We start from the raw sequence: 23,689 nt of genomic DNA, 5'->3' as shown, positions 1-23,689 counted from the left end.
TGCCGAATAACAACCGGCTCTCAGACCATTAACGATAGGAAAAGCCGATGAAACGTTGCGGCTGGGTTACCCAGGACGTCCTATATCAGGATTATCACGATAACGAATGGGGGAAACCCTGCACCGACGGCCAAAAGCTGTTTGAACTGCTGTGCCTCGAAGGCCAGCAGGCCGGGCTTTCCTGGATTACCGTGCTGAAAAAACGCGAAAATTATCGCCGCTGTTTTTATCAGTTCGAGCCGCATCGCATTGCGCGCATGACGCCGGATGACGTGGACGCGCTGATGCAGGACAGCGGCATCATCCGCCACCGCGGCAAAATCGAAGCCATTATCGCCAACGCCCGCGCCTGGCTGGAGATGGAAAGCCAGGGCGAAAGCTTTTCTCATTTCATCTGGTCGTTTGTCGACCATCGGCCGCGGCTTAACCGCCCGGCGTCGCTCGCCGGCGTGCCGGCCAAAACCGCCGTTTCCGACGCCATGTCAAAGGCGCTGAAAAAACGCGGCTTCAAGTTTATCGGCTCGACCATTTGCTATGCTTTTATGCAGGCCGGCGGCCTGGTCGACGACCACACCGCCGACTGTTTTTGCCATCGGGACGCCGCGACGTGATCCGCGCATACCAGCCGCAGGACCTGAACCCGCTGATGTCGCTGTGGCTGGAAAGCACTACGCTGGCGCATCCGTTTATCAGCGCGGATTACTGGCGGGAAAGCGCTCCGCTGGTTCGCGATATTTACCTCCCCCGGTCACAAACCTGGATATATCAAGACCGGGAGCGGATGGCGGGTTTTATCAGCGTGCTGGAAGGCCGTTTTATCGGCGCCCTATTCGTGCGGCGGCATTATTACGGCAAAAATATCGGCGCGGCGTTAATCCAATACGCCCAGCGGCAATTTTCACTGCTCAGTCTGGAAGTGTATCAACGGAACGGGCGGGCCTGCGCGTTTTACCGTAAACATGGCTTTGTCGTCATGGCGGAAAATTTCAATCGGGAAACCCGGGCGACCACGCTGATTATGCAGTGGGCCAGCCGCTAAGCCGTTTATCCGCCGGCGTTAACCTGCTTATCCTCCCCCTGGCGCCGTAAACGTAAATAAACCTTCACATTACGCTCAACTAATGATTGTAAAGGTACTATCTTAATTCTATCTGGTGTTACGCTATGAACTAACGTTTTCCAGCGTGCCGACTCAAGCACGGCTTAAATATCGCTTAGAAAAATTCACTAGAAAAATCAATCATCAATTACGATAAAGCCAGTCGGATGGCATCTCTTAATAACCATCAAGGAGAGGGGATTATCCACGTTTATTAAGGATGTACCATGCCATCAAATAAGCAGAACCGTATTAATGGCGCGTTATATGGGCAGATGTTGGGCGATGCGATGGGCATGCCGTCGGAGTTATGGCCGCGGACACGGATTAAAAAGCATTTTGGCTGGATTGACCGTTTTCTGCCCGGCCCGGCGGACAATATCGCCGCCCGTTATTTTCAGGCCGCGCAATACACCGACGACACGGCGATGGCCATAGCGCTGGCGGATGCCCTTATCGCATGTGGAGGCCGCATCGACCCCAAGGCGATAGGGAAGCACATTCTGCACTGGGCGCTGGATTTCGGCGCCTTTGAGAAAAATATCCTCGGCCCCTCGTCAAAAGCCGCGCTGACCGCGATACAGCAGGGCGCCGATATCCGCGAACTGGAAAACAACGGGGTCACCAACGGCGCCGCGATGCGCGTCTCCCCGCTGGGTTGTCTGCTGCCTCCCCATTCACTGCATGATTTCATCGCCGACGTCGAGCTGGCTTCCAGCGTGACGCATAAATCCGATATCGCCGTCGCCGGCGCGGTCGTTATCGCCTGGGCCATTTCCAGAGCGATTGAAGGCGCCTCCACCTGGGGCGGGATCGGCGAAGAGCTGCCCGCGGTCGCCCAGGCGGCGCAGAATAGGCGCATTACCACCTACAGCGCCTCCCTGGCGTGCCGTATCGAACTGGCACTGGAGACCGTCAAACGCGTGAACGGAACCGAGCATGCGATGGCGCGTATTTATGACCTGATCGGCACCGGCGCGGAGATGATTGAATCGGTTCCGGCGGCCATCGCCATGGTGGAACTGGCGCAAACCGATCCTAACCGCTGCGCCATTCTATGCGCCAATCTGGGGGGCGATACCGACACCATCGGCGCGATGGCCACGGCGATCTGCGGGGCGATAAACGGCGCCACCAGCATTGCCCCCCACTTTAAACAGCAGTTGGATAGCGCCAACGGGATCGATATCGCCGGCTACGGCCAACAACTTCTGCGGCTGCGGGCGCTGCGGGAACCCTATCCTCCGCCATCATCGCACTACCCGGTCGGCTAATCGCGACGCCTGGCGCGAGGTCAAGATGTATAGCTTGCAGTATCCCGTCGGCTACGCGATGATTCCATCCGTTATTTCCGTCTTAACCTCCCTAACCTGCCGGAGTTTGCGATGAAACCTAGCGTTATTCTATATAGAAAGATCCCCGACGATTTACGCACCCGTTTAGATCAACACTTCGCCGTCACCGAACTGGACGACTTTCCGCCGGAGCATCACCCGGCGCTGGCCCAGGCTGAAGGCATTATCGGTTCGGGCGGTAAAGTGGATAAAGCCTTTCTGCAACAGGCTCCGCGTCTGCGCGCCGCCTCCACCATCTCGGTGGGCTACGATAATTTCGATGTCGACGCCCTGAACGAGCAAGGGGTTATTCTGATGCACACCCCCACGGTATTGACCGAAACCGTGGCCGATACCGTGCTGGCCTTGATGCTGGCCGGCGCGCGCCGGGTGGTGGAAGTGGCGGAAAGAGTCAAGGCGGGCGAGTGGCAAGAGAGCATTGGCAGCGACTGGTTTGGCAGCGACGTCCATCATAAAACCATCGGCATTCTCGGCATGGGCCGCATCGGTCTGGCCGTGGCGCAGCGCGCCCACTTCGGCTTTAGTATGCCGGTGCTGTACAACGCCCGCCGTCATCATCAGCAAGCGGAAACGCGCTTTAACGCCCGCTATTGCGATCTGGATACCCTGCTGGCCGAAGCGGATTTCCTGTGCATCACCCTGCCGCTGACGGCCGAAACGCAACACCTTATCGGCCGCGAACAGCTGGCGAAAATGAAACCCAGCGCGATTCTGATCAATATCGGCCGCGGGGCCGTGGTGGACGAAACGGCGCTGATCGAGGCCCTCGCCAACGGAACCATCCACGCCGCGGGCCTGGACGTTTTCACCAAAGAACCGCTGCCGGTCGACTCCCCGCTGCTAAAACTGCCCAACGTGGTGGCCCTGCCGCACATTGGCTCGGCAACCCATGAAACCCGCTACAACATGGCCGCCTGCGCCGTCGACAACCTGATCGCCGCCTTAAGCGGAGAGGTAAAAGAAAACTGCGTTAACCCGCAGGTGCTGAAATAGGGTTCGGCGCCTGGCTGACAAGGCTGCGATGCAGCCTTGTCTCCCCACGCCTCGTTGAGGTCTTAAAGAACACACGCCTACCGCCGAAATAAAATCCCCCTGGCTAGCGCCCGTCCGTAAGCCGACCAGTAAGATTCCGATGCAATATTTTTATCCGCTCCCGAGATCTCATCACGCACTGCGCCGCACCTTTATCAGGTTTTTCCAGACAAAATCTGCATTTTTTTAACCGCATCACAAAACAAAAGCGCAAAAAATTTTCGTATTGCGCAAAAAAAACATTGGTGATTATATCGACTGCACATTTCAGCATCGATTGGTATGACTTCTCTACACGGTGGGTTATTAATGCTTAACAACACGGATTTACAGACTCGGCTTAATTCGCTATTGACCGGAATCACCGGATTAAAAAACCAGGGACGCTTTCAGGAACCCAATCTTGACGGTACGCCCGGAGACTATATTTCATTTGATAGCTGGGAATGGCCGCAAGGCGTTGGTATTTACGGACTGGTAAGATTATGGGAATTTACCAGGCGAGACGATATTTATCATCTGATCGAAAAATGGTTCGAAAAACAATTTAATTCCGGTCTGCCCAAACTCAATGTTAATACCACGGCGCCGATGCTGCCGCTTTCTCTTTTCTGGGCGCATACCAAAAATCCTCAATATCAGGAAATTCTCGATAACTGGGCCAATCGCGTAATTAATGAATTGCCGAGAACGCCGGAAATGGGATTCCAGCATATTGTTTCCGATGGCGTTAACGATATGGAACTGTGGGACGACACGTTATTTATGGTCGTCCTGTTTCTGGCGCATTACGGTACGGTATCCGGTCGTAAAGAATTAGTCGCGGAGGCCGTGCGGCAATTTTTACTCCACGCCCGTTATTTGAACGATCCGGAAACCGGCCTGTGGTTCCACGGCTGGAGTTTCAAAGAAAAAAGTCATTTTGCACGCGCACGCTGGGCGCGGGGTAATTCCTGGATCACCGTCGGTATCCTTGAATTTATTGAACTTACGGAACTGGATCCCGGCGTGCGCCAATACCTGCTGGGCTGTTTGCAAACCCAGGTTGATACGCTGCTCAAATTACAGGCGCCCGGCGGCGCATGGCACACTCTGCTCGATCATCCTGATTCCTACGAAGAGATTTCCGCCACGGCCGGTTTTGGCTATGGATTGCTGAAGGGCGCGCGGTTGGGGATTGGCGATAAATCCTGGCGTCAGGCTGGGTTGCGCGCGCTAAAAGCGGTATGCGACAACATTGATCAAGACGGTACGGTGCGTAACGTCTCTTACGGCACCCGCATGGGAAGGACGCTGCAATTTTATAAAGATATTCCTATTCAGCCAACCGGTTACGGCCAGGCATTAGCGATATTGTGTCTGACTGAAGGCATTCGCGCACATCATTAGCGGAGGCAAACATGAAATAAAACCCTCAATAGTCACATTGTCGAACTTCTAAACCCTAAATAATTCGAGTTACAGGAAGGACCGGCTAGCACAGGCAACTTGAAATATGACGGGTATAAACGGTTAAGCACTCTGTATCCTGGAGATATATTACTATGACTAATAATCCAGAAACGTATTTCAGTGAACATCAACTGGCTAATGGCGACGCCGTTCGTTATTGGCAGCTTTCCAAAATAACGGAACAACGTTACGACGTTGCCGATCGCCCGATGCAGGGTGATATGGATCCCTTTTTCTTCCTGAGCAAACACAAGAATTTCATTCCGCATACTTATCCTTGTCGTTCTGATTTCTCGGAAAAATTCGCTGACAAACGCCCCATTCCGTTAAGCGAATGCCATCCGGTACGGTGGTGGCTGCCGTTTGGCTCGGATCGTGTGGATTTATCGGGATTCTGGTTCCGTCCGACGCGCGTCGGCGCCTGGGCAAGAACCTTTATTCAGGCAGGGCAACAGGGCGAAGCGACATTCCGGTTAACCACCTGCGGCGGCGCAATACTCTTTGTCGGCGGCCAGGAAATAGCCTGGAGCGCCCGTTATCAGCGCAATCTCGAAAACAGTGTTGAGGTCGCCATTCCGTTAAATAAAGGGCTGAATGAAGTTGTCATTTACTTCGACGATCTTGCCGAACGCGATATCCGCTTCTTTTTCCAGTTGGATTATCTGTCCGGCGTCGGCGCATCCGTCGCGCTGCCCGTCCCTATCGCGCCGGAGCGGGTGGAAAAAATAGAAAGCATGCTTGAGGGCATGGCATTCAGTCATTCCGCTTACTTTACCGGTGATATCGCCATCGAGTTCGCGCAGGCGGCGACCGAGGATATTCAGGTAAGTTGTCAGGTCATCGGGGACTTTATTTCTCTTGATAAGCCGGTATTGCTCAAATCGGCGCTCGGAAAAGGCGAACAGCGCCTTACGCTGGCGGCAACCGAGCAAATTCCGGCGGACTTCAGAAACTTCATTATTACCCTGCAATCTGGTGAGTTCAGGGCAAGCCGCAATATCGGCGTAGAAATATGTCATGCGGATCGGCAAAAAGCGGTTCCCGTCACGCTGGTCGAACGCATTGAGGAAGCGCTGGCCACGGTTGCGGAACAGGGCGAAATGAGTAGCGTAAAAGCGCTGGCTCGCCTGGCTCGCGGACAGTCCGGCCGGGAAACCGACGCGATGCTGGAAGCGGTGTTGCCTTCCGTTGTTGATTGCCACGACTGCGCCGACTTTACGCTGGTGCCCCTACTGTGGTGTCGCATCAGGTTTGGCGAGGCGATTAACCCCGCCACGCGCCGGCGCATTGATGATGCCATTTTGAATTTCCGTTACTGGATGGATGAGCCAGGCAATGATGTTCAGTGGTATTTCTCAGAAAACCATGCCCTGCTGTTTCACACCGCCGCTTACCTCGCCGGCAGTTTTTTCCCGCACGCGACCTTCGTCAGATCGGGGCGCAGCGGCGCGGAGCAGGCGCAGGTGGGAGAACAACGCATCACGGCATGGCTCGACCATTTTGAACAATATGAAATGGCCGAATGGAACTCCGCGCCCTATTTCCCCATTGACTTGAAAGGACTGAGCGCCCTCGCCGCGCTGGCGGATAACCCGGTTATCGTCAAACGCGCCGGCCACGCCATCGAACGCTTGGTCGAACAGATCGCCCGCTCATCTCATCAGGGTATTCTGACCGCCTCGCAAGGCCGTTCCTACGAGCACACGCTGCGCGCCGGACGTTCGCTGGAGCTTTCCGCCATTGCCCGTCTGCTGTGGGGAAAAGGCGGCTATGGCTGCCGCTTCCATGTTCTGCCTCAACTGGCATTGCTGCTGCGGGATCGGCGTATTAGCATTTCTCCGGCATTACAGGAAATTGCCATTTATCAGGGAAATCACGCGCTGGAATGGTGTTTTGCTCAGGGCGCGAACCGCATAGCAAAACTGTATCACTATAAAACCCGCAATATCGCGATGGGATCCATTGCGCACTACCGCTGGGGGGAGTGGGGATATCAGGAATCACCGCTACATTTGCGCCTGGGCGATAACCCCGAAGCGCAAATCTGGATCAACCATCCGGGGGAAACCATCCAGGCCGGATTCGGCCGCCCCTCCTACTGGGGCGGATGCGGAACATTGCCCCGCGTTCAACAGTATCGCGGTCTTGCCGTACTGGATTTCAATATTCAGCCCGGCCAACCAGACTTCTCCCACGCCTGGTTACCGTCAGAACACTTCGAGCAGCTTGCAATAGACGATAACCGTATTGCCGCGCGCAGCGGAAACGGAATGGCTCTGCTGTTCGGCAATAAAGCGTTTGACAGGATTACGCAAGGGCCGACAAAAAATTGTGAGGTCCGACTAACGGGTCGTCACAGTCGCTGGGTGATTCGTCTGTGTGACGATAGTTCGATCACGCAACTTTCCGCCTTCATCGATGACTTTCATTCGCTGTCCGTCAGTGAAAAAGATAATGGCGATTTATCAATCGACGATCCGCTTTACGGCCAGGTTATTTTCTTTGCCGACGGGCGCGTTCAAGCCGAAAACCGAATCATTGATCCTCAAACGTGGACGATTCAGGGCGAGAGCAAAGAATTAAAATAAGCTTAGCCGTAATTACCGAATCTATTTTCACTGTATATCTTATAAGATATCACGGCCAGGAGAATATTATGAAAACAACCAATAACAATTAACGCCCGTCTATTTAATCACTGTGCGTAAAATACACAGGATTAAAAAATAATTTGCTTAAGGTGACTTTCCCGAAATAATAATTTTTATTTCGGGGGATACTTTTCATCCTGCGCATCGAAAAAACAAATCTTTACTGATTTTTCATACTCCAGTTGTATTTAAGTAAGCAATAAGGAGAATTTTATGGGAACAAATAATATAGAAATAAAAGGTCAGACACCCAAGGGAAATTATCGTTGGTTTATCTGTTCGATGTTGGTATTTGCCACGACAGTCAATTACATGGACAGACAGGTTCTCGGTTTATTGGCCCCGATATTGCAAAAAGAAATTGGTTGGACGCAGATAGAATATAGCTGGCTGGTTAATGCATTCACCATCGCCTATGGTATCGGCACCTTAGTCTGCGGCCGAATTATTGATAAAATCGGCACCAAAATCAGCTATGCGGCGGCGATGATTATCTGGAGCGGCGCCGCCATGCTGCACGCCGCCGTGGGGTCGGTGGCCGGATTCGCCATGGTGCGCGTGCTGCTTGGGTTCGGTGAAGCGGCAAACTTTCCCGCCGCGATGAAAGCCATTTCCGCCTGGCACCCCAAACAGGAACGCACGCTGGCAACCGGTATCCTCGGGGTTGCGGTTAACGTCGCCGTGGTGATTTCCCCCGCCATTATTCCCTGGGTGGCGATTAACTACAGCTGGCAAGGCGCTTTCCTGATCCTCGGCGGCATCGGTTTTATCTGGCTTATCCCCTGGTATTTATATTTCGGCAAACCCGAAGACAAAGCCGACGCGCAGGAGCAGGCCTGGATCCGCCAGGATAAAGAAGAGGTTGTTTCCGCCAACTCGGTTAAATGGTCGAAACTGCTGGGATATCGACAGCTCTGGGCATTTGCGCTGGGGAAAATGCTGACCGACCCGATCTGGTGGTTTTTCCTGTTCTGGCTGCCTAAGTGGTTGAACGAAACGCGCGATATCGATATGGCCAGCCTGGGACTGCCGCTCATCGCGATTTATCTGTTTGCGATTGTGGGCAGCCTGGGCGCGGGATGGCTCCCCGGCATGTTGATGAGAAAGGGATTCAGCGCGGCCAAAGCGCGTAAAACAACCATGTTTATTTGCGCCTGCGCCGTTATCCCGATTATCGGCGCGACGCAGGTGGAGAGCCTGTGGGCCGCCGTCGCCATCGTCGGGCTTGCCGCCGCGGCGCATCAGGGATGGTCCGCCAACCTGCTGACCAGCGTTTCCGATCTCTTTCCCAATGCGGCGGTAGGGTCGGTGGTGGGTATCGGCAGCACCTTCGGTATGATCGGCAGCGTGGTGTTTTCGACGATTATCGGCGCGGTGCTGGAACAATCCGGCAATTATTGGGGATTGTTCGCGATTGGTGCAGTGGCGTACTTGCTGGCCTGGTGCGTGATGTACTTACTGCTGGTGCCGAAAATGGATCGCGCCAAATTCGATTAACGCCCCCCGTTCCCTGTCGTGCAGCCGCTTTCCAGTTGTTGATGGGCGGCTCTGGCAGGTTAGCGGCGTTGATCGCGCCATGATGCCGTTCGATCGCGGGAGATAGGCGCTCCAGAGGGATTATTCAAGTGGAAGCCGGGGACTTTTTCGCCACCGACTGACGTTCAATCAGCGAACAGGCCAATTCGACTCGCCGGGGGATTTGTACCGTCCCGGCGATCATGTCTTGCAATAGCTCCAGCGCAATCACACCGATTTCCTGCACCGGCAGATGCACCGTCGTCAGCTCAGGCTGCGTGAATTCGGCCTGCGGCAGATCGTCCATGCCCATGACGGAAATATCATCGGGAACGTTAATCCCCAGCTTATTCAGCGCGCCGATCGCACCAATCGCCAAACTATCATTGGCGCATAAAATCGCGCTGAACGCCGTTTGCTGCCGCTGGATGTAGTCCATCACCGCCTGCTCGGCCAGCTCCGGCAGCCAGTCGGCCACCGTAATCACCTGCGTTGCATCGCACGGCAAATGATAGTGCAGCATGGCGTCGCGCCAGCCTTCCAAACGCTGCTCGATGGTTCTGCGCCCTGGGTGCGTCAGGAAAACAATATTGCGATGCCCCTGTTGCACCAGATAATCGGCGGCCAGCCGCGTGGCCGAACGGTTACAGGGCAATACGCTGGACAAGCGCATCAGCGGATCGTCACTGTTCACCAGCACCGCCGGTTTATTCAGACTCACCACGGTATTCAGGATCGCCAGATCGTCGACGGTTAACGCCAGCAGGCCGCCAATCGAAGGATCCGCCATTAACGCCGACAACTGCGATGCGCCCGCCTCCGACAAAGGATGGGTAATAATTTCTATGCCGAGCATTTTGGCGCGCTCTTTGAGCCCCTGTAGCACATACCAGCTAAACTGATAGCGGTGATAATCAAGCATCGCCACCTGGGAAGCCGCCAGAACGATTTTGCTGCCGCCGATCTCCTGCGCCGGGGTGTAGCGCACCGCGCGCGCCATCTCCTGAATCTTGTTTCTCAGTTCCGCGCTGACCCCTTTATCGCCGGACAACGCGCGCGAAACGGTACTGAGGGAGGTACCGCATCTTGCCGCGATATCTTCAAGTCGTACGCGCCGATAAGTCGGATCGTTTTTGGAATGGTTATCGCCAGGCGTTGAAGCGGGTCTCTTTTTCATAATCATCGGATAAATAAAGAGTAAGCACAGAGCAACATGCCTCGAATGCTAACCTGACTCACCGGCTCAGGAAAGGAAATGTTCATTTTTTGTCATGTGGTGAAGAAATCATACTGTACCGAAATAAAGAAACCGCTTTGCCCGGCGACGGACAAAGCGGTATAGAGCCACCTCAGGCGTCCTAACGGCTACTCAACGGCTATCGGCTTCTCCGTCAGCGTGGTTTTGTTGTCGCCCTGAATCGCTTTCACTTTTTGTTCCGTTTTCTGCACCGCATCCGTGCTGCTCAGCAGGCTGTAGGTCAGCTCAAACTCCGTGCTCTGTCCCGGCTGCAGCTGTTTTACCCGCCCTTGTTCGCGCTCAATGGTCACCGGATAGGCGTAGCTGGTGCCCGGTTCAATGCCGGTAACGTAGCCCTGTTTTAGCGTATCGGTGTTTTTCCACAGCGTCAGCACCGGCAGTTGACGGGTATCAAACTCAATCGAGACCCCTTTATCGCCGGCGCGGTTAACCAGCGCCGCCAGGGTTTTCCCCTGCTTGTCCGCATACGGCGTCAGGTTAAAGACCATTTCGTCAAAGTCCTTGGTCGGTCCCTGATAGGTTTGCCACTCCTTCAGGCCCGCTTTGGCGTAGTCGTTAAACGGAGAGATTTCTTTCACCGGCGCGACAAAGCGCGCGCCCTGTTCCAGAATCGGCGTGCTGAAATTGCTGTGATAAATAATCTGGTAATCGCGCGCATAGTCGGCTTGATTGGTCAACACGTCATGCACGGTAAACGACTCGCTGCCGGGGATGTAACGCAGCTCGGTCCAGGTTTCCAGGTTCGATTTCTTGAAGCTGTTCTCCTTCAGCAGACCGCGCACGGTGATCTGATAAGGCGCTTTCTCGCTGACGTCCACCACCACTTTCGAGGCGGGCGTATTGCCAGCGCGACCGTGCAGGGTGTAAATCATGCCGTTATCGACCACCGGATGGCCGGTCCATTCAAAGCCGCAGCGCACCATCATTTCATTGAAACCTTCCAGCCAGCCCACGCCGCCGCGGCTTTCCAGATTGATGGTATTCGGGTTCACCACCTCGTCGACCGGAGAATCCCACCCCAGACGAATGTCTTTTCCGGTGACGTGCAGCAAATTCATGCCGCGCGTCGGGCTAAGTACGATTTTCAACCCGTTCTGGCTGGTGATGGTGATGATTTTACTGCCTTCCTGACGCCCGCCGCGCAGTACGCTTTGCTCGATGCTGAAGTGCTGATCCTTAATCTTCAGCGCATCGCTGCCAATCTGCCAGTTCCCTTGCTCCACGCCGCCTTCAGCATCCGTCAGCACAAATGTCTGAGCCGATAATTGCCATGAAGTCAGCGCTAATGAAATGCCCAGTGCCAGTACTTTTTTCATCTCGTCGTTCCTTTTTGCTGAATTGATTTAGCTATTACGCGACCAAGACTACAAATCAGTACGGCTTCAGAATGTGATACCCATCAACAGTTGAGGAAATAGCATTTTGCCAATGAATTTTTTCTATGTAGATCACAATAACGTTAGAAAAAGTAATGTTTATTACAAAATAATAACGTACGGATCGGTTAAAGTTGATATCGATTCAGCTTTACACGAGTGAGTTAACCCCGATCCGCCATCAGCATTTTATTCCGCCAAATAACAACAGAGCAGAACAATAGATATTCGATTAACTTTGCGCCGCATTGCGCCATAGCGGCGCAAACGCTATGGTTGCCGTTCATTCATGTAATACCATCAATTGACAAACTATGAATTTTTCTCTTTTCGGCAACAAATTTACCCGCCATGCGGGCATTACCCAGCTAATGGATGACCTGAACGAGGGGCTTCGCACGCCAGGGGCAATCATGCTGGGGGGCGGCAATCCGGCGCACATTCCGGCGATGGACGCCTATTTCCGGCAGCTCTGCCAGGAAATGCTGGAACAGGGAAAATTAACCGACGCCTTATGCAATTACGACGGCCCGCAGGGTAAAGACGCCCTGCTCGGCGCTCTGGCCGAGCTGCTGCGCGAGGAGTTTGGCTGGCAGATTGGACCACAGAATATTGCACTGACAAACGGCAGTCAGAGCGCATTTTTCTACTTATTCAATCTCTTTGCCGGACGCCATGCCGATAGCAGCCTGCGCAAGGTGCTGTTCCCGCTGGCGCCGGAATATATCGGTTACGCGGATGCCGGGCTGGATGAAAACATGTTTGTTTCCGTTCGCCCGCAGATTGAGCTATTGGCGGACGGGCAGTTTAAATATCACGTCGACTTTGACCACCTGTCGATTACCGACGATATCGGACTGATCTGCGTTTCCCGCCCCACCAACCCCACCGGCAATGTACTGACCGACGAAGAGCTGATGCGTCTGGATATTCTGGCGCAGCAGCACAACGTCCCGCTGCTGATTGATAATGCCTACGGCGTTCCCTTCCCCGGCATTATTTTCAGCGAGGCGACGCCGCTGTGGAACCCGAACATTATTCTGTGCATGAGCCTGTCCAAGCTGGGGCTGCCCGGTTCGCGCTGCGGTATTGTTATAGCCGACGAGAAGGTGATTTCCGCCATCGGCAATATGAACGGCATCATCAGCCTGTCGCCGGGCGCGATCGGGCCGGCGATTGCCTGCGAGATGATTCGACGCGGCGATTTGCTGCGCCTGTCCGATGAGGTTGTGCGCCCCTTCTATCAACGGCGCGTAACGGAAACGATAGCCACCATCCGGCGCTATCTGTCGCCGGAGCAGTGTCTGATCCATAAGCCGGAAGGCGCCATTTTCCTGTGGTTATGGTTTAAGGATTTACCCGTCACCACCGAAGTGCTGTACCAGCGGCTGAAGAAACGCGGCGTGCTGATGGTGCCCGGCCGCTATTTCTTCCCCGGGCTGGATCAGACCTGGCCGCATGCGCATCAGTGCCTGCGAATGAACTACGTACCGGAGCCGGAGAGCATTGAGCGCGGCATCGCCATTCTGGCGGAAGAGGTTGAGAAGGCGATGCGGGAAGGCAGGCGCTAAGTCACCCAACTCCGTGCTAACAAACTATCTGGGTGCAGTCTCAGCAACCCGGATAGTTCAACATCCACAGGTGGCCTTCACGCTCTCCAGCGCTTTGCCAGAAAAAACACATTGTGGGGAAAATTCTCACACAACGAATGGAGCGGCATAATCTCAATCTGTGGACATATATTAACTGGCTGACAAGGGAAACGGTTTGCTTCTCTTGTTCGATTGAAGTGGGTGAAAGGTTTCTAAAAATTGAGCGGCGTCAAATACTGTGATTTTATAATCATGGGCGTTCAATAAATTTATGCAACTTAAACCTTCAACATAATAAATTACCCTCCCTCTTTGAACACAAAGTGACAGGGGAGGATAATTAATCACATGACATATAATTTATATTAGTCGGTGTGCTCATCAAAAAGATTAAACGTTCTGAAAGATTCGCCAGTCTTCTTATCTCGAAGAATAATTTGTGAATTAGCGTAGAATCCGATCTCAATTATTTCAGATGAAACTATCGCGTTATTTATATTTGAGCTTCTCATAATTTGGGTGATGGGGAGCCCCCAAAAATGGTGATCTTTGTATACAGGATTATAATTAACCGCACTTTGTCCGGAAAGAGACGCCCGATAATCTACCTGAACTCTCATCGTTCCTCTGGAAGCGACCAGCTCAGCTATAATTGCCTGACCTGGCTGTAGTGTAACTTGTACACCAGACTCTGTTCCCAAAGTTATAGTTTTAGAGTTTTCACCACCGATGCCCCATGACTGTTCATAAGATATAGATGATTCACCCTTACCCCCTGTTCCCAGGAAGGATATGCCATACTGAACTTTCTGACCTACCGATAACTTTCCTCCAGTGTTCCAACTGGATTTTACGGTATTCTGAACACTCTGAGAAATTTTTACATTATAAACACCAGAGACGGAACTATTATTAGCAAAAACCTGGTCCATAACAATTTCGGGTGTTGAATTTTGGCTTAAGATCCTTGAGCTTACCGGCTGTAAGGTTCTCATAACTTGCTGCCAACCGTAGGTTTTATATAATCGTTCCAGGGCGTAGGGCTACATAGATATGCGTCGTTAGGCTTTTTTCCAAAATAAACTTCAACAGCGTTCTTTAGTTGTTGATCGTTTAACTGAAAAGTGCTTCTTTCTTCATTGCTAATAACAGCAATATCGTCTCCTACAGCTGTAGCCACAGTTTGATTACTCTCAGGTGACGCAATAATATTAACTTTTATTGACATAAATAATATTCCTTGATTAATAGAGCGTAGTTTTACTTTAACATATATAATTAGACTGCTTTCTTTTCATTTCGATACTAAGTAGTACTCGCACTATCATGCTCTCATTTTCCTCACTGGCAGAGACTAAAATGATTGAGTTTGATTTAATGCATTCCCACCAAAATGAACATTCATCAGTATAGGTGAAATTTTGACGTAGATAGATTTAGATAATAATTAATATTTATTTTTTTGATATTTAAACTTTACTTGATAAAGGTAATAATTAAATATGTCTACCATTGTAAAATGCAATTATTAAAATGCATGGTGATGCCTTCGAACTATAGATTGAGGTAAAATGTAACTTTTATCTTGTTTTTCTGTTATGGTAATGAATTATGTTTCGTGATTTCTTTGATAACTTAAAAAAACATAGCCGAGGAAGGGAAGAACAATGTTGCCAATATGGTAAAGTACCCGCTAAATACCAAACTGGACGGAAAAAATCGTTATCAATAAGCAGAACGAATTTATCAGAAATTATAATCTCATTGTTAATAAAAGAATCGCAGGGGTGATAACCAGAAAGGAATATAGCGATTTTTTCGCCAAAGACCACAGAATTATGATTGGCGACCGAGGAAAAGAGTGGTTCAGCGGTGTTTGCACCGATAATGACTGCAAGAACAGCATCGTCAGGCCAGCATTTTGCCTTCAGCTTCCGCCTCACGATGGGCATCCTTGCCGTTCGGCTAACACTTCCCCTTGCCGGGTGTGTAGAGGACTTTCACCTCCAAGTCATATGACCAGCACAGTCAACGAACAGCGCCCGTCAAGGCGCCATACGCCATACCCGGCGTACCAAGAGAAAGGTCGGGATAATTTCCCCGCCCCACCACGCCGGCGGTCTCCAGCACCGCGTGCAGCAACACGTTCGCACCGGCCGTCACCTGCCCGGGTGATGAATACTCAATCTCGTTATGGCTGATGCCGTCTTTACAGGGAATAAAAATCATCCCCGTCGGCGCCAGATCGGCGACATACACCGCGTCGTGCCCCGCGCCGGAAACGATGTCGATATTGGAATAGCCCAGCAGATCGGCGGCCCGGCGCACGGCGTCTTTGCAGTGCGGATGGAACGGCGCGGCGCGATACTGCGATACCTGGGTCAGTTGAATATCCAGCCCGGTTTCCGCGCTCAGCGCGGCGATATAGGCTTTCAGCGCCGCATCCATCTCATCCACCAGCGCATCGGTAAGGTTGCGGAAATCGACGGAAAACTTCACGCTGCCCGGCACCACGTTGCGGCTGTTGGGGTGGACCTGCACCATGCCCACCGTACCGCGGCCGTGCGGCGCAAAGCGGTCGGCAATGGCGATAACCTCCTGCATGACGCGGGTGGAAACCTGCAACGCGTCCTTGCGCAGCGCCATCGGCGTCGGCCCGGCGTGAGACTCCATCCCGGTGACCACACAGTCATACCAGCGAATCCCCAGCACCGCCTGCACCACGCCGATGTCAACGTCCCGATCTTCCAGAATCGGCCCCTGCTCGATATGCGCTTCAAAGTAGGCGCCGATGGGGTGGTCGCCCGGCGTTTGCGCACCGGCATAGCCGATTTTCTTCAGTTCATCCCCCACGCTTTTACCGTCCACGTCCTGCGCGGCATAGGCATACTCCAGCGGGAATACGCCGGCAAAGACGCCGGAGCCCATCATCACCGGCACAAAGCGCGACCCTTCCTCATTGGTCCAGAACACCATTTCCACCGGCGCGTCGGTTTCGATTTTATTGTCGTTCAGCGTGCGGATCACTTCCAGCGCCGCCAGCACGCCAAAGTTGCCGTCGAATTTCCCGCCGGTCGGCTGGGTATCGATATGGCTGCCCGCCACTATTGGCGGCAGGGCGTTATTGCGCCCGGGACGACGCATAAACACGTTGCCGATCTTGTCGATTTCAACCGACAGCCCGGCGGCTTTCCCCCAGCCCACCACCAGATCGCGCCCCTGACGATCCAGGTCCGTCAGGGTCAGGCGGCATACGCCGCCTTTGGGCGTAGCGCCGATCACCGCCAAATCCATCAGCGACTGCCACAGGCGATCGCCGTCAACGCGCAGATCGGCGATATCGATTTTATTTTTTGTTGCGGATAACACTTCGCTATTCATAACAGATTTCCTCATGGGTGGACGTCACCGTCTTACTGTCGGGTAGGTTCTTTAACGCGCCACGGCTTTCGGCGCCTGCAGGCTTTCCCGCAGGGCGCCGGCGCTGAAATCCGCGCTGAATGCCGGGCGTTTGATATAGCGGCCCGCCCCTTGCTGCGCGCGCAGATCGCCGTCGGCCCACACCAGTTTCCCCTGGCTGACCGTATATCGTGGAATGCCGCGCACCGTGCGGCCTTCAAAGACGTTGAAATCATTTTTCGAGTGATGCGTTTTGGCGGACAGGGTTTTGCTGCCCTGGGGATCCCACACCACCAGATCGGCGTCGGCACCTACCGAAACCCGGCCTTTACGGGGATAGATATTGAACAGGCGGGCGGTATTGGCGGAGGTAATGGCGACGAACTCGCTGGGCGTCAGGCGTCCGCTATTGACGCCGGCGTCCCAGATAACCGCCAGACGCTCCTCCACGCCGCCGCAGCCGTTGGGAATTTTGGTGAAGTTATCGCTGCCCGCGGCCTTCTGGCTGGTGCAGAAGGTACAGTGGTCGGTGGCGGTGGTGTGCAACTGGCCGGACTGTAATCCGCGCCACAGCGCCTCCTGATGGCCTTTGGGGCGAAACGGCGGACTCATCACATGGGCGGCCGCTTTATTGAAATCCGCATCGCGGTACACGCTGTCGTCCACCACCAGGTGACCGGCCAGCACTTCACCGTAAACCCGCTGGCCGCGCGCCCGGGCGCGGGCGATGGCCTGCGCCGACTCGCTACAGGAAACGTGAACCACATAAATGGGCACGCCCAGCACGTTGGCGATGGAAATCGCCCGGCTGGCGGCCTCGCCTTCCACCTCCGGCGGGCGCGACAGCGGGTGCCCTTCCGGCCCGGTGATGCCGCGGCTGACCATTTCCTGCTGCAGCAGGTAAACCATTTCGCCGTTTTCCGCATGCACCGTGGGCATCGCCCCCAGTTCCAGCGAGCGGCGAAAGCTGTTCATCAGCGTCTCGTCGTCGCACATGATGGCGTTTTTATAGGCCATAAAGTGCTTGAAGCTGTTGACGCCCTCTTCCCGCACCAGCGTGCCCATATCCCGGTGGACGCTCTCATCCCACCAGGTGATGGCGACGTGGAAACTGTAGTCGGACGCCGCCTTTTCCGCCCAGCCGCGCCAGTTGCGATAAGCCTCCATCAGCGGCTGCTGCGGATTGGGGATAACGAAATCGATAATGGTGGTAGTGCCGCCCGCCAGTCCCGCCGCCGTTCCGCTGTAGAAATCATCCACCGTGACCGTTCCCATAAAGGGGAAATTCATATGGGTATGCGGGTCGATGCCGCCCGGCATCACGTACTGCCCGCCGGCGTCGATCACCTCGGTTCCGGCGGGCGCGTCGCGGGCGGCATCTTCGCCCACCGCCACGATAACGCCGTCGGCGCAGAGCACGTCGGCACGAAACTCCCGATCGGCATTGACGACCGTACCGCCTTTGATTAACAGGTTATGGCTCATCATGTTCCCCTCGTTATTGCTGGCTAATAAAGTTAGGCGCGGTGCCGCTAATGCCCCCTCCCGGCCTCCCCCTTGCCAGGGGGAGGAGCTAACTTGCTCCCTCCCCTGCGAAGGGGAGGGATGGGGTGGGGTAGGCCGACTCAGACGGTTCCGGCCGTTACCGCCAGCGGATTATTCGGGTGCGTCGTCCAGTTGGCGTACTCCCCGCTCACCACCTTGCCGGTACGCAAATCCACTTCTCCCGGTTGCAGGCTGCGCATGGAAATGCAGTTTTCAACCGGACAGATGGAGACGCACAGGTTGCAGCCGACGCACTCCTCTTCCTTGACCTCGTAATGGCGTTCCCCCTCTTTCAGACTGGTGATCGCCTGGTGCGAGGTATCCTCACAGGCCAGGTGACAGCGCCCGCATTTAATGCACGCCGACTGATCGATCACCGCCTTGTCGATATGATTAAGGTTGAGATAACGCCAGTCGCTGACGCTGCCGACGGCGCGCCCGCGGAAGTCCTCCAGCGTGCGGTAACCCTGCTCATCCATAAAGTTGGACAGGCCGCTCACCATGTCGCGCACAATCTGAAAACCGTGCACCATCACCGCGGTGCACACCTGCACCGTGCCGCAGCCCAGCGCAATAAACTCGGCGGCGTCGCGCCAGGTGGCGATGCCGCCGATGCCGGACATCGGCAACGCGCGCGTCGGTTCGTCGCGGGCGATTTCCGCCACCATATTCAGCGCGATAGGCTTCACCGCCGGGCCGCAGTAGCCGCCGTGCGACCCTTTGCCGCCGGTATTGGGGTGGATGGTCATCTGTTCCAGATCCACCCCCATCACCGAGTTGATGGTGTTGATCAGCGACACCGCGTCAGCGCCGCCCTGCAAGGCCGCCCGCGCCGGTTGGCGAATATCGGCGATATTCGGCGTCAGCTTGACGATCGTCGGCAGGCGGCAATACTGCTTGCACCAGCGGGTGACCATGGCGATATATTCCGGCACCTGGCCCACCGCCGCCCCCATGCCCCGCTCGCTCATGCCGTGCGGACAGCCGAAGTTCAGTTCGATGCCGTCCGCCCCGGTCTGCTCCACCAGCGGCAGAATGCTTTTCCAGGCCTCCTCCTCGCAGGGCACCATAATGGAAACGATCATCGCCCGGTCCGGCCAGTTGCGCTTGACGCGGGCGATCTCTTCCAGGTTGGTATCCAGCGACCGGTCGGTAATCAGCTCGATATTATTCAGGCCGATTATGCGGCGATCGGCGGTGCGCAGGGTGCTGTAGCGCGGGCCGTTGACGTTCACCACGTGCGGATCCTGCCCCAGGGTTTTCCACACTACCCCGCCCCAGCCGGCTTCAAACGCCCGCACCACGTTGTACTCTTTGTCCGTCGGCGGGGCGGAGGCCAGCCAGAAAGGATTGGGGCTTTTAATCCCTAAAAAGTTACTGCTGATATCAGCCATGCAAAACCTCCCGCTCGGTCAGTGAAGAGTGACGGGCAACGGGGCGCAGCTGCGCGTCTATCGACGCCGCCGCCGCTTTGCCCTGCCGTACCGCGTCCACCGTCAGATCCAGCCCGCCGGCGCAGCAGTCGCCCCCGGCCCATACGCCGGGCAACGACGTGCGCCCCTGCTCATCGGTGGCGATACGTCCGTCTTGCAGCGCAATCGCGGCGCCGGTCAGGCCGGCGTCATAGGTCTGGCCGATGGCTTTGAGCACCATATCGGCCGGCAGCCGGAACGTTTCCCCGCTGGCGACCAGCGCCCCCGACCGCGCCTGCATAACCGTAAAAGAAACCGCCGCGACGCGGCCGTCCGCGGCGTGGAGCGCCTGCGGGGCCGCCCAGTGGCGGATAACGACGCCATTGGCTTTCGCCCATTCCTGCTCATGGGGCGAGGCTTTCATATCCGCGGCGCCGCGGCGATACACCATGGTGACTTCGCGGGCGCCCAGCTTTTTGGCCTGCACCGCGGCGTCGACGGCGGTCATGCCGCCGCCAATCACCACCACGCTGCGGCCTATCGCCACCGCGGCGGGATGGGGCGCCTGGCGCAGCTCGGCGATAAAATCGACCGCTTCGCGCACGCCTTGCAGCGGCGCGTCCTCAATACCCAACGCGTTGACGCCGCCCAGCCCCATGGCGAGGAAAACCGCGTCATAATCGGCGCGCAGCGCATCCAGCGTGATGTCTTGTCCCAGACGGTGGTTAAGACGCAGTTCGATGCCGCCGATGGACAGCAGCCAGGCAATTTCGCGCTGGGCGAAATCATCCGTGGTCTTGTAGGCGGCCAGACCATACTCATTCAGCCCGCCCGGTTTTTCCCGGGCGTCGAACACCACGACGTGATGACCGTGACACGCCAGCCGGTGCGCCGCCGTTAATCCCGCCGGGCCCGCGCCCACCACCGCCACTTTTTTGCCGCTGGACGTCGCCCGGCTAAACAGCGGCGTTCCCGGATTGGAGAGATAGGCGTCGGTGGCGTAACGCTGCAGCAGACCGATGCGTACCGGCCTGCCGTCCTGCTGATTACGCACGCAGGCCTGTTCGCACAGGGTTTCGGTGGGACACACCCTGGCGCACATGCCGCCCAGCACGTTTTCGCTCAGAATGGCCTGCGCCGCGCCGCGTACGTTGTCCTGCGCGATGCGATGAATAAAGCTCGGCACGTCGATATCCGCCGGACAGGAACGGGTACAGGGCGCGTCGTAGCAGTAGTAGCAACGCTCCGCCTCAATCACCGCCTGAATTTTGCCCAGCGGCGCCACGCTGTCGCTAAAGTTGTCCGCGTACTGCGCCTCGCTTAGGCGCCCGGCCTGAATACCCGCGGCATCGACGCCGAGCGGTAGTGACGTTTTCATGCGGCATGCTCCTCTGGTTGGTCAGCATCAGGGCCGCGCGCCGGTAAACCGCTTAACCGCCCGCCCGTGTCGTTTTGCTTTCGCTGGCTCATCATTGTTCTCCCGCTAACGTCGAATAAAGGAAAAGTCCGGTGGCGCCACACCTTCCAAAGATCTTGACCAAATGGTTAAGTTTTCCCTTCTAACCATGCGATTTATGTGCCATTTTTTTGCCGGCCATCAATTGCGCTAAAAACAAGGCGTTAATCGGCCATAAGCTTTCACGATGGCGGATTTTGCGCCTCTTTTCGGTGCAAGTGTCTCCAAGATGAACGATGATTGCGCCAATAGTGGGCCTGGCGGCGAAGAGAGGGAGAAGAAAGCAGGAATAAGGAAAATAAACGCCGGGAAACGTTTTGCAACGTCGCCGGCGGCGGCGTGATGACGGCTGAACGCCGCTATTTATCCGTAAGGCCGCACATTCTAAATACGCTGGTCAGCACATGGGCGACGGCCCGCTGCCGCACATCCGGCGCGCGGGACGCCTCGCCGAGCACCGCGGCGATCTGGATATCAAAATCCGCATAGGTCTGGGTGATCGCCCAGATAGAGAAAAAGAAGTGTTTGCTGTCCAGCGGCAGCAGCAGCCCCTGCGCGACCCAGCCATCCACCACCGCGGCCTTGCTGGCGACCAAATCGTGCAGCTGCGTTTGCAATAGCTCATGCACCATCGGCGCGCCCTGCAGGATCTCATTGGCGAATAGCTTCGAGGCATAGGGGCGCTCAAAAGCCAGCACCATCTTTTGCCGCACATACTGCTCAATCACCGCGCGCGGATCGGCCTGCGGCAGAAAATGCTCCAGCGGCGCCAGCCAGTCATGCAAAATGTCATCCAGCACGCGTAAATAGAGGTTCCGCTTGTGGCCGAAATAGTAGTGAAGATTGGCTTTGGGCAAATCCGCCTGCTCGGCGATCAAGGCCATGGTGGCGCCCTTAAAGCCAAACCGGGCGAACACATGCTCCGCCGCCAGCAGGATCGCCGCTTCATTATCCAGCCGGATACGGCCTTTTGCCGCTTCCGATTCATCGGCCAGCGCTTGTTTTAACATCGGCAGTTTCCCTCCCAGGGTTCACCCACAACCTTACCCGATTTATCAGGTGCAAGACACGCGCCAGGATCGATAAAAAGAAGCGCGCCTGCGACAACCTTTACCCCACCCGTCTTCCCGAGCCGGCGCAAGAGACGGTCATTTAGGGAGAATTGCCCTCTTTTCGGGCAGACGGCGATTTAAGCGCACTCTTTTAGGGTCTTTTTAGCAGGGACCAGGACTTAACTCTTTGTTTTTAATTTATTTATAAATTGGTATATATCTTGCTTAAACCAGTAAACAGGGCAGCACAGTACTAACACGACTGAGCGCACTAAATAATGGCTGGCTAGGGTTCCGGTTCACCGCGGGTGAATGACTGGTCCGAGAGCTGGCGACCTCCAGCGAGGTTACACGGCGGGACAAAAGCCCGGGAGACAGCAAACCTAAAACCTCTAGGTATTTTGCTGCTCCTGCCCCCGTAAACCTGACTGGAGATACCCTGATGAGAAAGTCTTTCCTTACCGCCTGCCTCCTGACCCTGCTGAGCTTTTCCGCCGCCGCCGAAACGAAAAAGAGCTTTAACGTCTGCTGGACGATCTATGCGGGCTGGATGCCGTGGGGCTATATCAGCACCGAAGGAATTATCGATAAGTGGGCCAAAAAATACGGTATTGATATCAAAGTCACCCAGCTTAATGACTATGTGGAGTCAATCAACCAGTACACCGCCGGCCAGTTCGATGGCTGCACCATGACCAATATGGACGTGCTGACCATGCCCGCGGCGGGCGGGGTCGATACCACCGCCCTGCTCGCCGGCAGCTTTTCCGACGGCAATGACGGCATCGTCATAAAGGGCGAAAACAAGACGCTGTCCGATCTGAAAGGACTGAATATCAATCTTCCCGAACTCTCCGTTTCCCACTATTTGCTGGTGCGCGGGCTGGAAAAGGCCGGGCTGGCGGAAAAAGATGTCAAAGTGGTGAATACCTCCGACGCCGATATCGTCGCCGCGTTCAATACCGGCGGCGTGCAGGCCGCCGGCGCCTGGAACCCGCAGCTTTCCGCCATCAAAGCCGTCCCTAACGTCACCGAAGTGTTCAGCTCCAGCCAGATCCCCGGAGAAATCATCGATCTGCTGGTCGTCAATACCCAAACGCTTAACGACAACCCGGCGCTGGGCAAGGCCCTGACCGGCGCCTGGTTTGAAATCATGGCGCTGATGCAAGCGGGAGATAACGCCGCGCTTGAAGCCATGGCGCGCGCTTCCGGAACCGATCTGCCGGGCTACCAGGCCCAGCTCAAAACCACCCATTTATTCCATGCGCCCGCTGACGCCGTACGGTTCGTCACCAGCGCCGAGCTGCCGAAAACCATGCAGCGGGTAGCGAATTTTTCCTATGAAAAAGGGCTGCTCGGCGAGGGCGCGCGCAGCGCCGACGCGGTGGGGATGGCCTTCCCCGGCGGGGCGATTATCGGCGACAAAAACAACGTGAAACTGCGCTTTGACGCCACCTTTGCCCAGATGGCCGCCGAAGGGCAACTCTAACCACCG

The 23,689-nt window shown here is 55.4% G+C and carries 18 protein-coding genes, 1 pseudogene and 1 riboswitch; of the genes and pseudogenes, 10 read left to right on the top strand and 9 right to left on the bottom strand.

Annotated features, from left to right (window positions below; translation table 11 throughout):
* Nucleotides 1-47 precede the first annotated feature (47 nt).
* From DDT56_RS01235 to DDT56_RS01205, 7 genes are all read left to right on the top strand, one after another.
* A complete protein-coding gene (locus tag DDT56_RS01235; protein WP_136164690.1) occupies nucleotides 48-611 on the top strand; it encodes a DNA-3-methyladenine glycosylase I in 564 nt (187 codons plus the stop codon).
* Nucleotides 608-1,039, top strand: a complete 432-nt coding sequence (locus DDT56_RS01230; protein WP_136164689.1) for an N-acetyltransferase — start codon at nucleotides 608-610, stop codon at nucleotides 1,037-1,039. The genes DDT56_RS01235 and DDT56_RS01230 overlap by 4 nt, the downstream gene beginning before the upstream one ends.
* A gap of 287 nt (nucleotides 1,040-1,326) precedes the next feature.
* Nucleotides 1,327-2,373 (top strand): ADP-ribosylglycohydrolase family protein, encoded by a 1,047-nt coding sequence (locus DDT56_RS01225; RefSeq protein ID WP_136164688.1) that lies wholly within the window; start codon nucleotides 1,327-1,329, stop codon nucleotides 2,371-2,373.
* Between the two features lie 111 nt (nucleotides 2,374-2,484).
* The gene (gene ghrB, locus DDT56_RS01220) at nucleotides 2,485-3,447 is read left to right on the top strand and encodes a glyoxylate/hydroxypyruvate reductase GhrB (protein WP_136164687.1); all 963 of its coding nucleotides are present in this window, start codon (nucleotides 2,485-2,487) and stop codon (nucleotides 3,445-3,447) included.
* 348 nt (nucleotides 3,448-3,795) lie between these two features.
* Nucleotides 3,796-4,875, top strand: a complete 1,080-nt coding sequence (gene bglB / locus DDT56_RS01215; protein ID WP_136164686.1) for a beta-galactosidase BglB — start codon at nucleotides 3,796-3,798, stop codon at nucleotides 4,873-4,875.
* Nucleotides 4,876-5,030: 155 nt separating this feature from the next.
* Nucleotides 5,031-7,526 carry a hypothetical protein gene (locus DDT56_RS01210; RefSeq protein WP_136164685.1) on the top strand — a complete coding sequence of 832 codons (2,496 nt, stop codon included), beginning with the start codon at nucleotides 5,031-5,033 and terminating at the stop codon, nucleotides 7,524-7,526.
* 276 nt (nucleotides 7,527-7,802) lie between these two features.
* A complete protein-coding gene (locus DDT56_RS01205) occupies nucleotides 7,803-9,086 on the top strand; it encodes an MFS transporter (RefSeq protein ID WP_136164684.1) in 1,284 nt (427 codons plus the stop codon).
* Nucleotides 9,087-9,210: 124 nt separating this feature from the next.
* Here DDT56_RS01205 and DDT56_RS01200 read toward each other — a convergent pair whose 3' ends face one another.
* The gene (locus DDT56_RS01200) at nucleotides 9,211-10,281 is read right to left on the bottom strand and encodes a LacI family DNA-binding transcriptional regulator (protein WP_136164683.1); all 1,071 of its coding nucleotides are present in this window, start codon (nucleotides 10,279-10,281) and stop codon (nucleotides 9,211-9,213) included.
* A 188-nt stretch (nucleotides 10,282-10,469) separates the two neighbouring features.
* Nucleotides 10,470-11,678 (bottom strand): aldose 1-epimerase family protein, encoded by a 1,209-nt coding sequence (locus tag DDT56_RS01195; RefSeq protein ID WP_136164682.1) that lies wholly within the window; start codon nucleotides 11,676-11,678, stop codon nucleotides 10,470-10,472.
* Nucleotides 11,679-12,052: 374 nt separating this feature from the next.
* Between DDT56_RS01195 and DDT56_RS01190 the strand changes: the two genes are divergently transcribed.
* Nucleotides 12,053-13,309, top strand: coding sequence for a valine--pyruvate transaminase (locus DDT56_RS01190; RefSeq protein WP_136164681.1), 1,257 nt, complete (start codon nucleotides 12,053-12,055; stop codon nucleotides 13,307-13,309).
* 62 nt (nucleotides 13,310-13,371) lie between these two features.
* Nucleotides 13,372-13,572: an IS1 family transposase gene (locus tag DDT56_RS25115; protein WP_136164827.1), complete on the top strand. Its 201-nt coding sequence runs from the start codon at nucleotides 13,372-13,374 to the stop codon at nucleotides 13,570-13,572.
* A 123-nt stretch (nucleotides 13,573-13,695) separates the two neighbouring features.
* Here the strand turns inward: DDT56_RS25115 and DDT56_RS01180 are convergent, their stop codons facing one another.
* From DDT56_RS01180 to DDT56_RS01150, 7 genes and pseudogenes are all read right to left on the bottom strand, one after another.
* Nucleotides 13,696-14,325 (bottom strand): ETX/MTX2 family pore-forming toxin, encoded by a 630-nt coding sequence (locus tag DDT56_RS01180; RefSeq protein ID WP_136164680.1) that lies wholly within the window; start codon nucleotides 14,323-14,325, stop codon nucleotides 13,696-13,698.
* Nucleotides 14,322-14,558 (bottom strand): hypothetical protein, encoded by a 237-nt coding sequence (locus DDT56_RS01175; RefSeq protein ID WP_136164679.1) that lies wholly within the window; start codon nucleotides 14,556-14,558, stop codon nucleotides 14,322-14,324. The genes DDT56_RS01180 and DDT56_RS01175 overlap by 4 nt, the downstream gene beginning before the upstream one ends.
* Before the next feature lie 881 nt (nucleotides 14,559-15,439).
* Nucleotides 15,440-16,711 (bottom strand): annotated as a pseudogene (locus DDT56_RS01170) (Zn-dependent hydrolase); the annotation flags it as partial.
* Nucleotides 16,712-16,762: 51 nt separating this feature from the next.
* Complete coding sequence (gene hydA, locus DDT56_RS01165; protein ID WP_246856694.1) at nucleotides 16,763-18,217, bottom strand: dihydropyrimidinase; 1,455 nt, start codon at nucleotides 18,215-18,217, stop codon at nucleotides 16,763-16,765.
* A gap of 137 nt (nucleotides 18,218-18,354) precedes the next feature.
* The gene (gene preA, locus DDT56_RS01160; protein WP_136164678.1) at nucleotides 18,355-19,668 is read right to left on the bottom strand and encodes an NAD-dependent dihydropyrimidine dehydrogenase subunit PreA; all 1,314 of its coding nucleotides are present in this window, start codon (nucleotides 19,666-19,668) and stop codon (nucleotides 18,355-18,357) included.
* Nucleotides 19,661-21,064, bottom strand: coding sequence for an NAD(P)-dependent oxidoreductase (locus DDT56_RS01155; RefSeq protein WP_136164677.1), 1,404 nt, complete (start codon nucleotides 21,062-21,064; stop codon nucleotides 19,661-19,663). The genes preA and DDT56_RS01155 overlap by 8 nt, the downstream gene beginning before the upstream one ends.
* Before the next feature lie 437 nt (nucleotides 21,065-21,501).
* Nucleotides 21,502-22,152 carry a TetR/AcrR family transcriptional regulator gene (locus DDT56_RS01150; RefSeq protein WP_136164676.1) on the bottom strand — a complete coding sequence of 217 codons (651 nt, stop codon included), beginning with the start codon at nucleotides 22,150-22,152 and terminating at the stop codon, nucleotides 21,502-21,504.
* 317 nt (nucleotides 22,153-22,469) lie between these two features.
* Nucleotides 22,470-22,570, top strand: a riboswitch (guanidine-I (ykkC/yxkD leader).
* 66 nt (nucleotides 22,571-22,636) lie between these two features.
* Here DDT56_RS01150 and DDT56_RS01145 point away from each other — a divergent pair.
* A complete protein-coding gene (locus DDT56_RS01145; RefSeq protein ID WP_136164675.1) occupies nucleotides 22,637-23,683 on the top strand; it encodes a putative urea ABC transporter substrate-binding protein in 1,047 nt (348 codons plus the stop codon).
* The last annotated feature ends 6 nt before the right edge of the window (nucleotides 23,684-23,689 follow it).

Source organism: Brenneria corticis (assembly GCF_003115855.1).
Taxonomy (GTDB): domain Bacteria; phylum Pseudomonadota; class Gammaproteobacteria; order Enterobacterales; family Enterobacteriaceae; genus Brenneria; species Brenneria corticis.
The sequence above is the reverse complement of the archived record's forward strand: the minus strand, read 5'-3'. Positions and strand labels throughout refer to the sequence as shown.

Bases quoted from the DNA above. Each gene is read 5' to 3' on its own strand.
- hydA (WP_246856694.1), bottom strand. From the start codon at position 18,217: ATGATGAGCCATAACCTGTTAATCAAAGGCGGTACGGTCGTCAATGCC.
- preA (WP_136164678.1), bottom strand. From the start codon at position 19,668: ATGGCTGATATCAGCAGTAACTTTTTAGGGATTAAAAGCCCCAATCCT.
- ghrB (WP_136164687.1), top strand. From the start codon at position 2,485: ATGAAACCTAGCGTTATTCTATATAGAAAGATCCCCGACGATTTACGC.
- bglB (WP_136164686.1), top strand. From the start codon at position 3,796: ATGCTTAACAACACGGATTTACAGACTCGGCTTAATTCGCTATTGACC.
- DDT56_RS01180 (WP_136164680.1), bottom strand. From the start codon at position 14,325: ATGAGAACCTTACAGCCGGTAAGCTCAAGGATCTTAAGCCAAAATTCA.
- DDT56_RS01210 (WP_136164685.1), top strand. From the start codon at position 5,031: ATGACTAATAATCCAGAAACGTATTTCAGTGAACATCAACTGGCTAAT.
- DDT56_RS01205 (WP_136164684.1), top strand. From the start codon at position 7,803: ATGGGAACAAATAATATAGAAATAAAAGGTCAGACACCCAAGGGAAAT.
- DDT56_RS01200 (WP_136164683.1), bottom strand. From the start codon at position 10,281: ATGAAAAAGAGACCCGCTTCAACGCCTGGCGATAACCATTCCAAAAAC.
- DDT56_RS01195 (WP_136164682.1), bottom strand. From the start codon at position 11,678: ATGAAAAAAGTACTGGCACTGGGCATTTCATTAGCGCTGACTTCATGG.
- DDT56_RS01190 (WP_136164681.1), top strand. From the start codon at position 12,053: ATGAATTTTTCTCTTTTCGGCAACAAATTTACCCGCCATGCGGGCATT.
- DDT56_RS01145 (WP_136164675.1), top strand. From the start codon at position 22,637: ATGAGAAAGTCTTTCCTTACCGCCTGCCTCCTGACCCTGCTGAGCTTT.
- DDT56_RS01175 (WP_136164679.1), bottom strand. From the start codon at position 14,558: ATGTCAATAAAAGTTAATATTATTGCGTCACCTGAGAGTAATCAAACT.
- DDT56_RS01235 (WP_136164690.1), top strand. From the start codon at position 48: ATGAAACGTTGCGGCTGGGTTACCCAGGACGTCCTATATCAGGATTAT.
- DDT56_RS01155 (WP_136164677.1), bottom strand. From the start codon at position 21,064: ATGAAAACGTCACTACCGCTCGGCGTCGATGCCGCGGGTATTCAGGCC.
- DDT56_RS01150 (WP_136164676.1), bottom strand. From the start codon at position 22,152: ATGTTAAAACAAGCGCTGGCCGATGAATCGGAAGCGGCAAAAGGCCGT.
- DDT56_RS01225 (WP_136164688.1), top strand. From the start codon at position 1,327: ATGCCATCAAATAAGCAGAACCGTATTAATGGCGCGTTATATGGGCAG.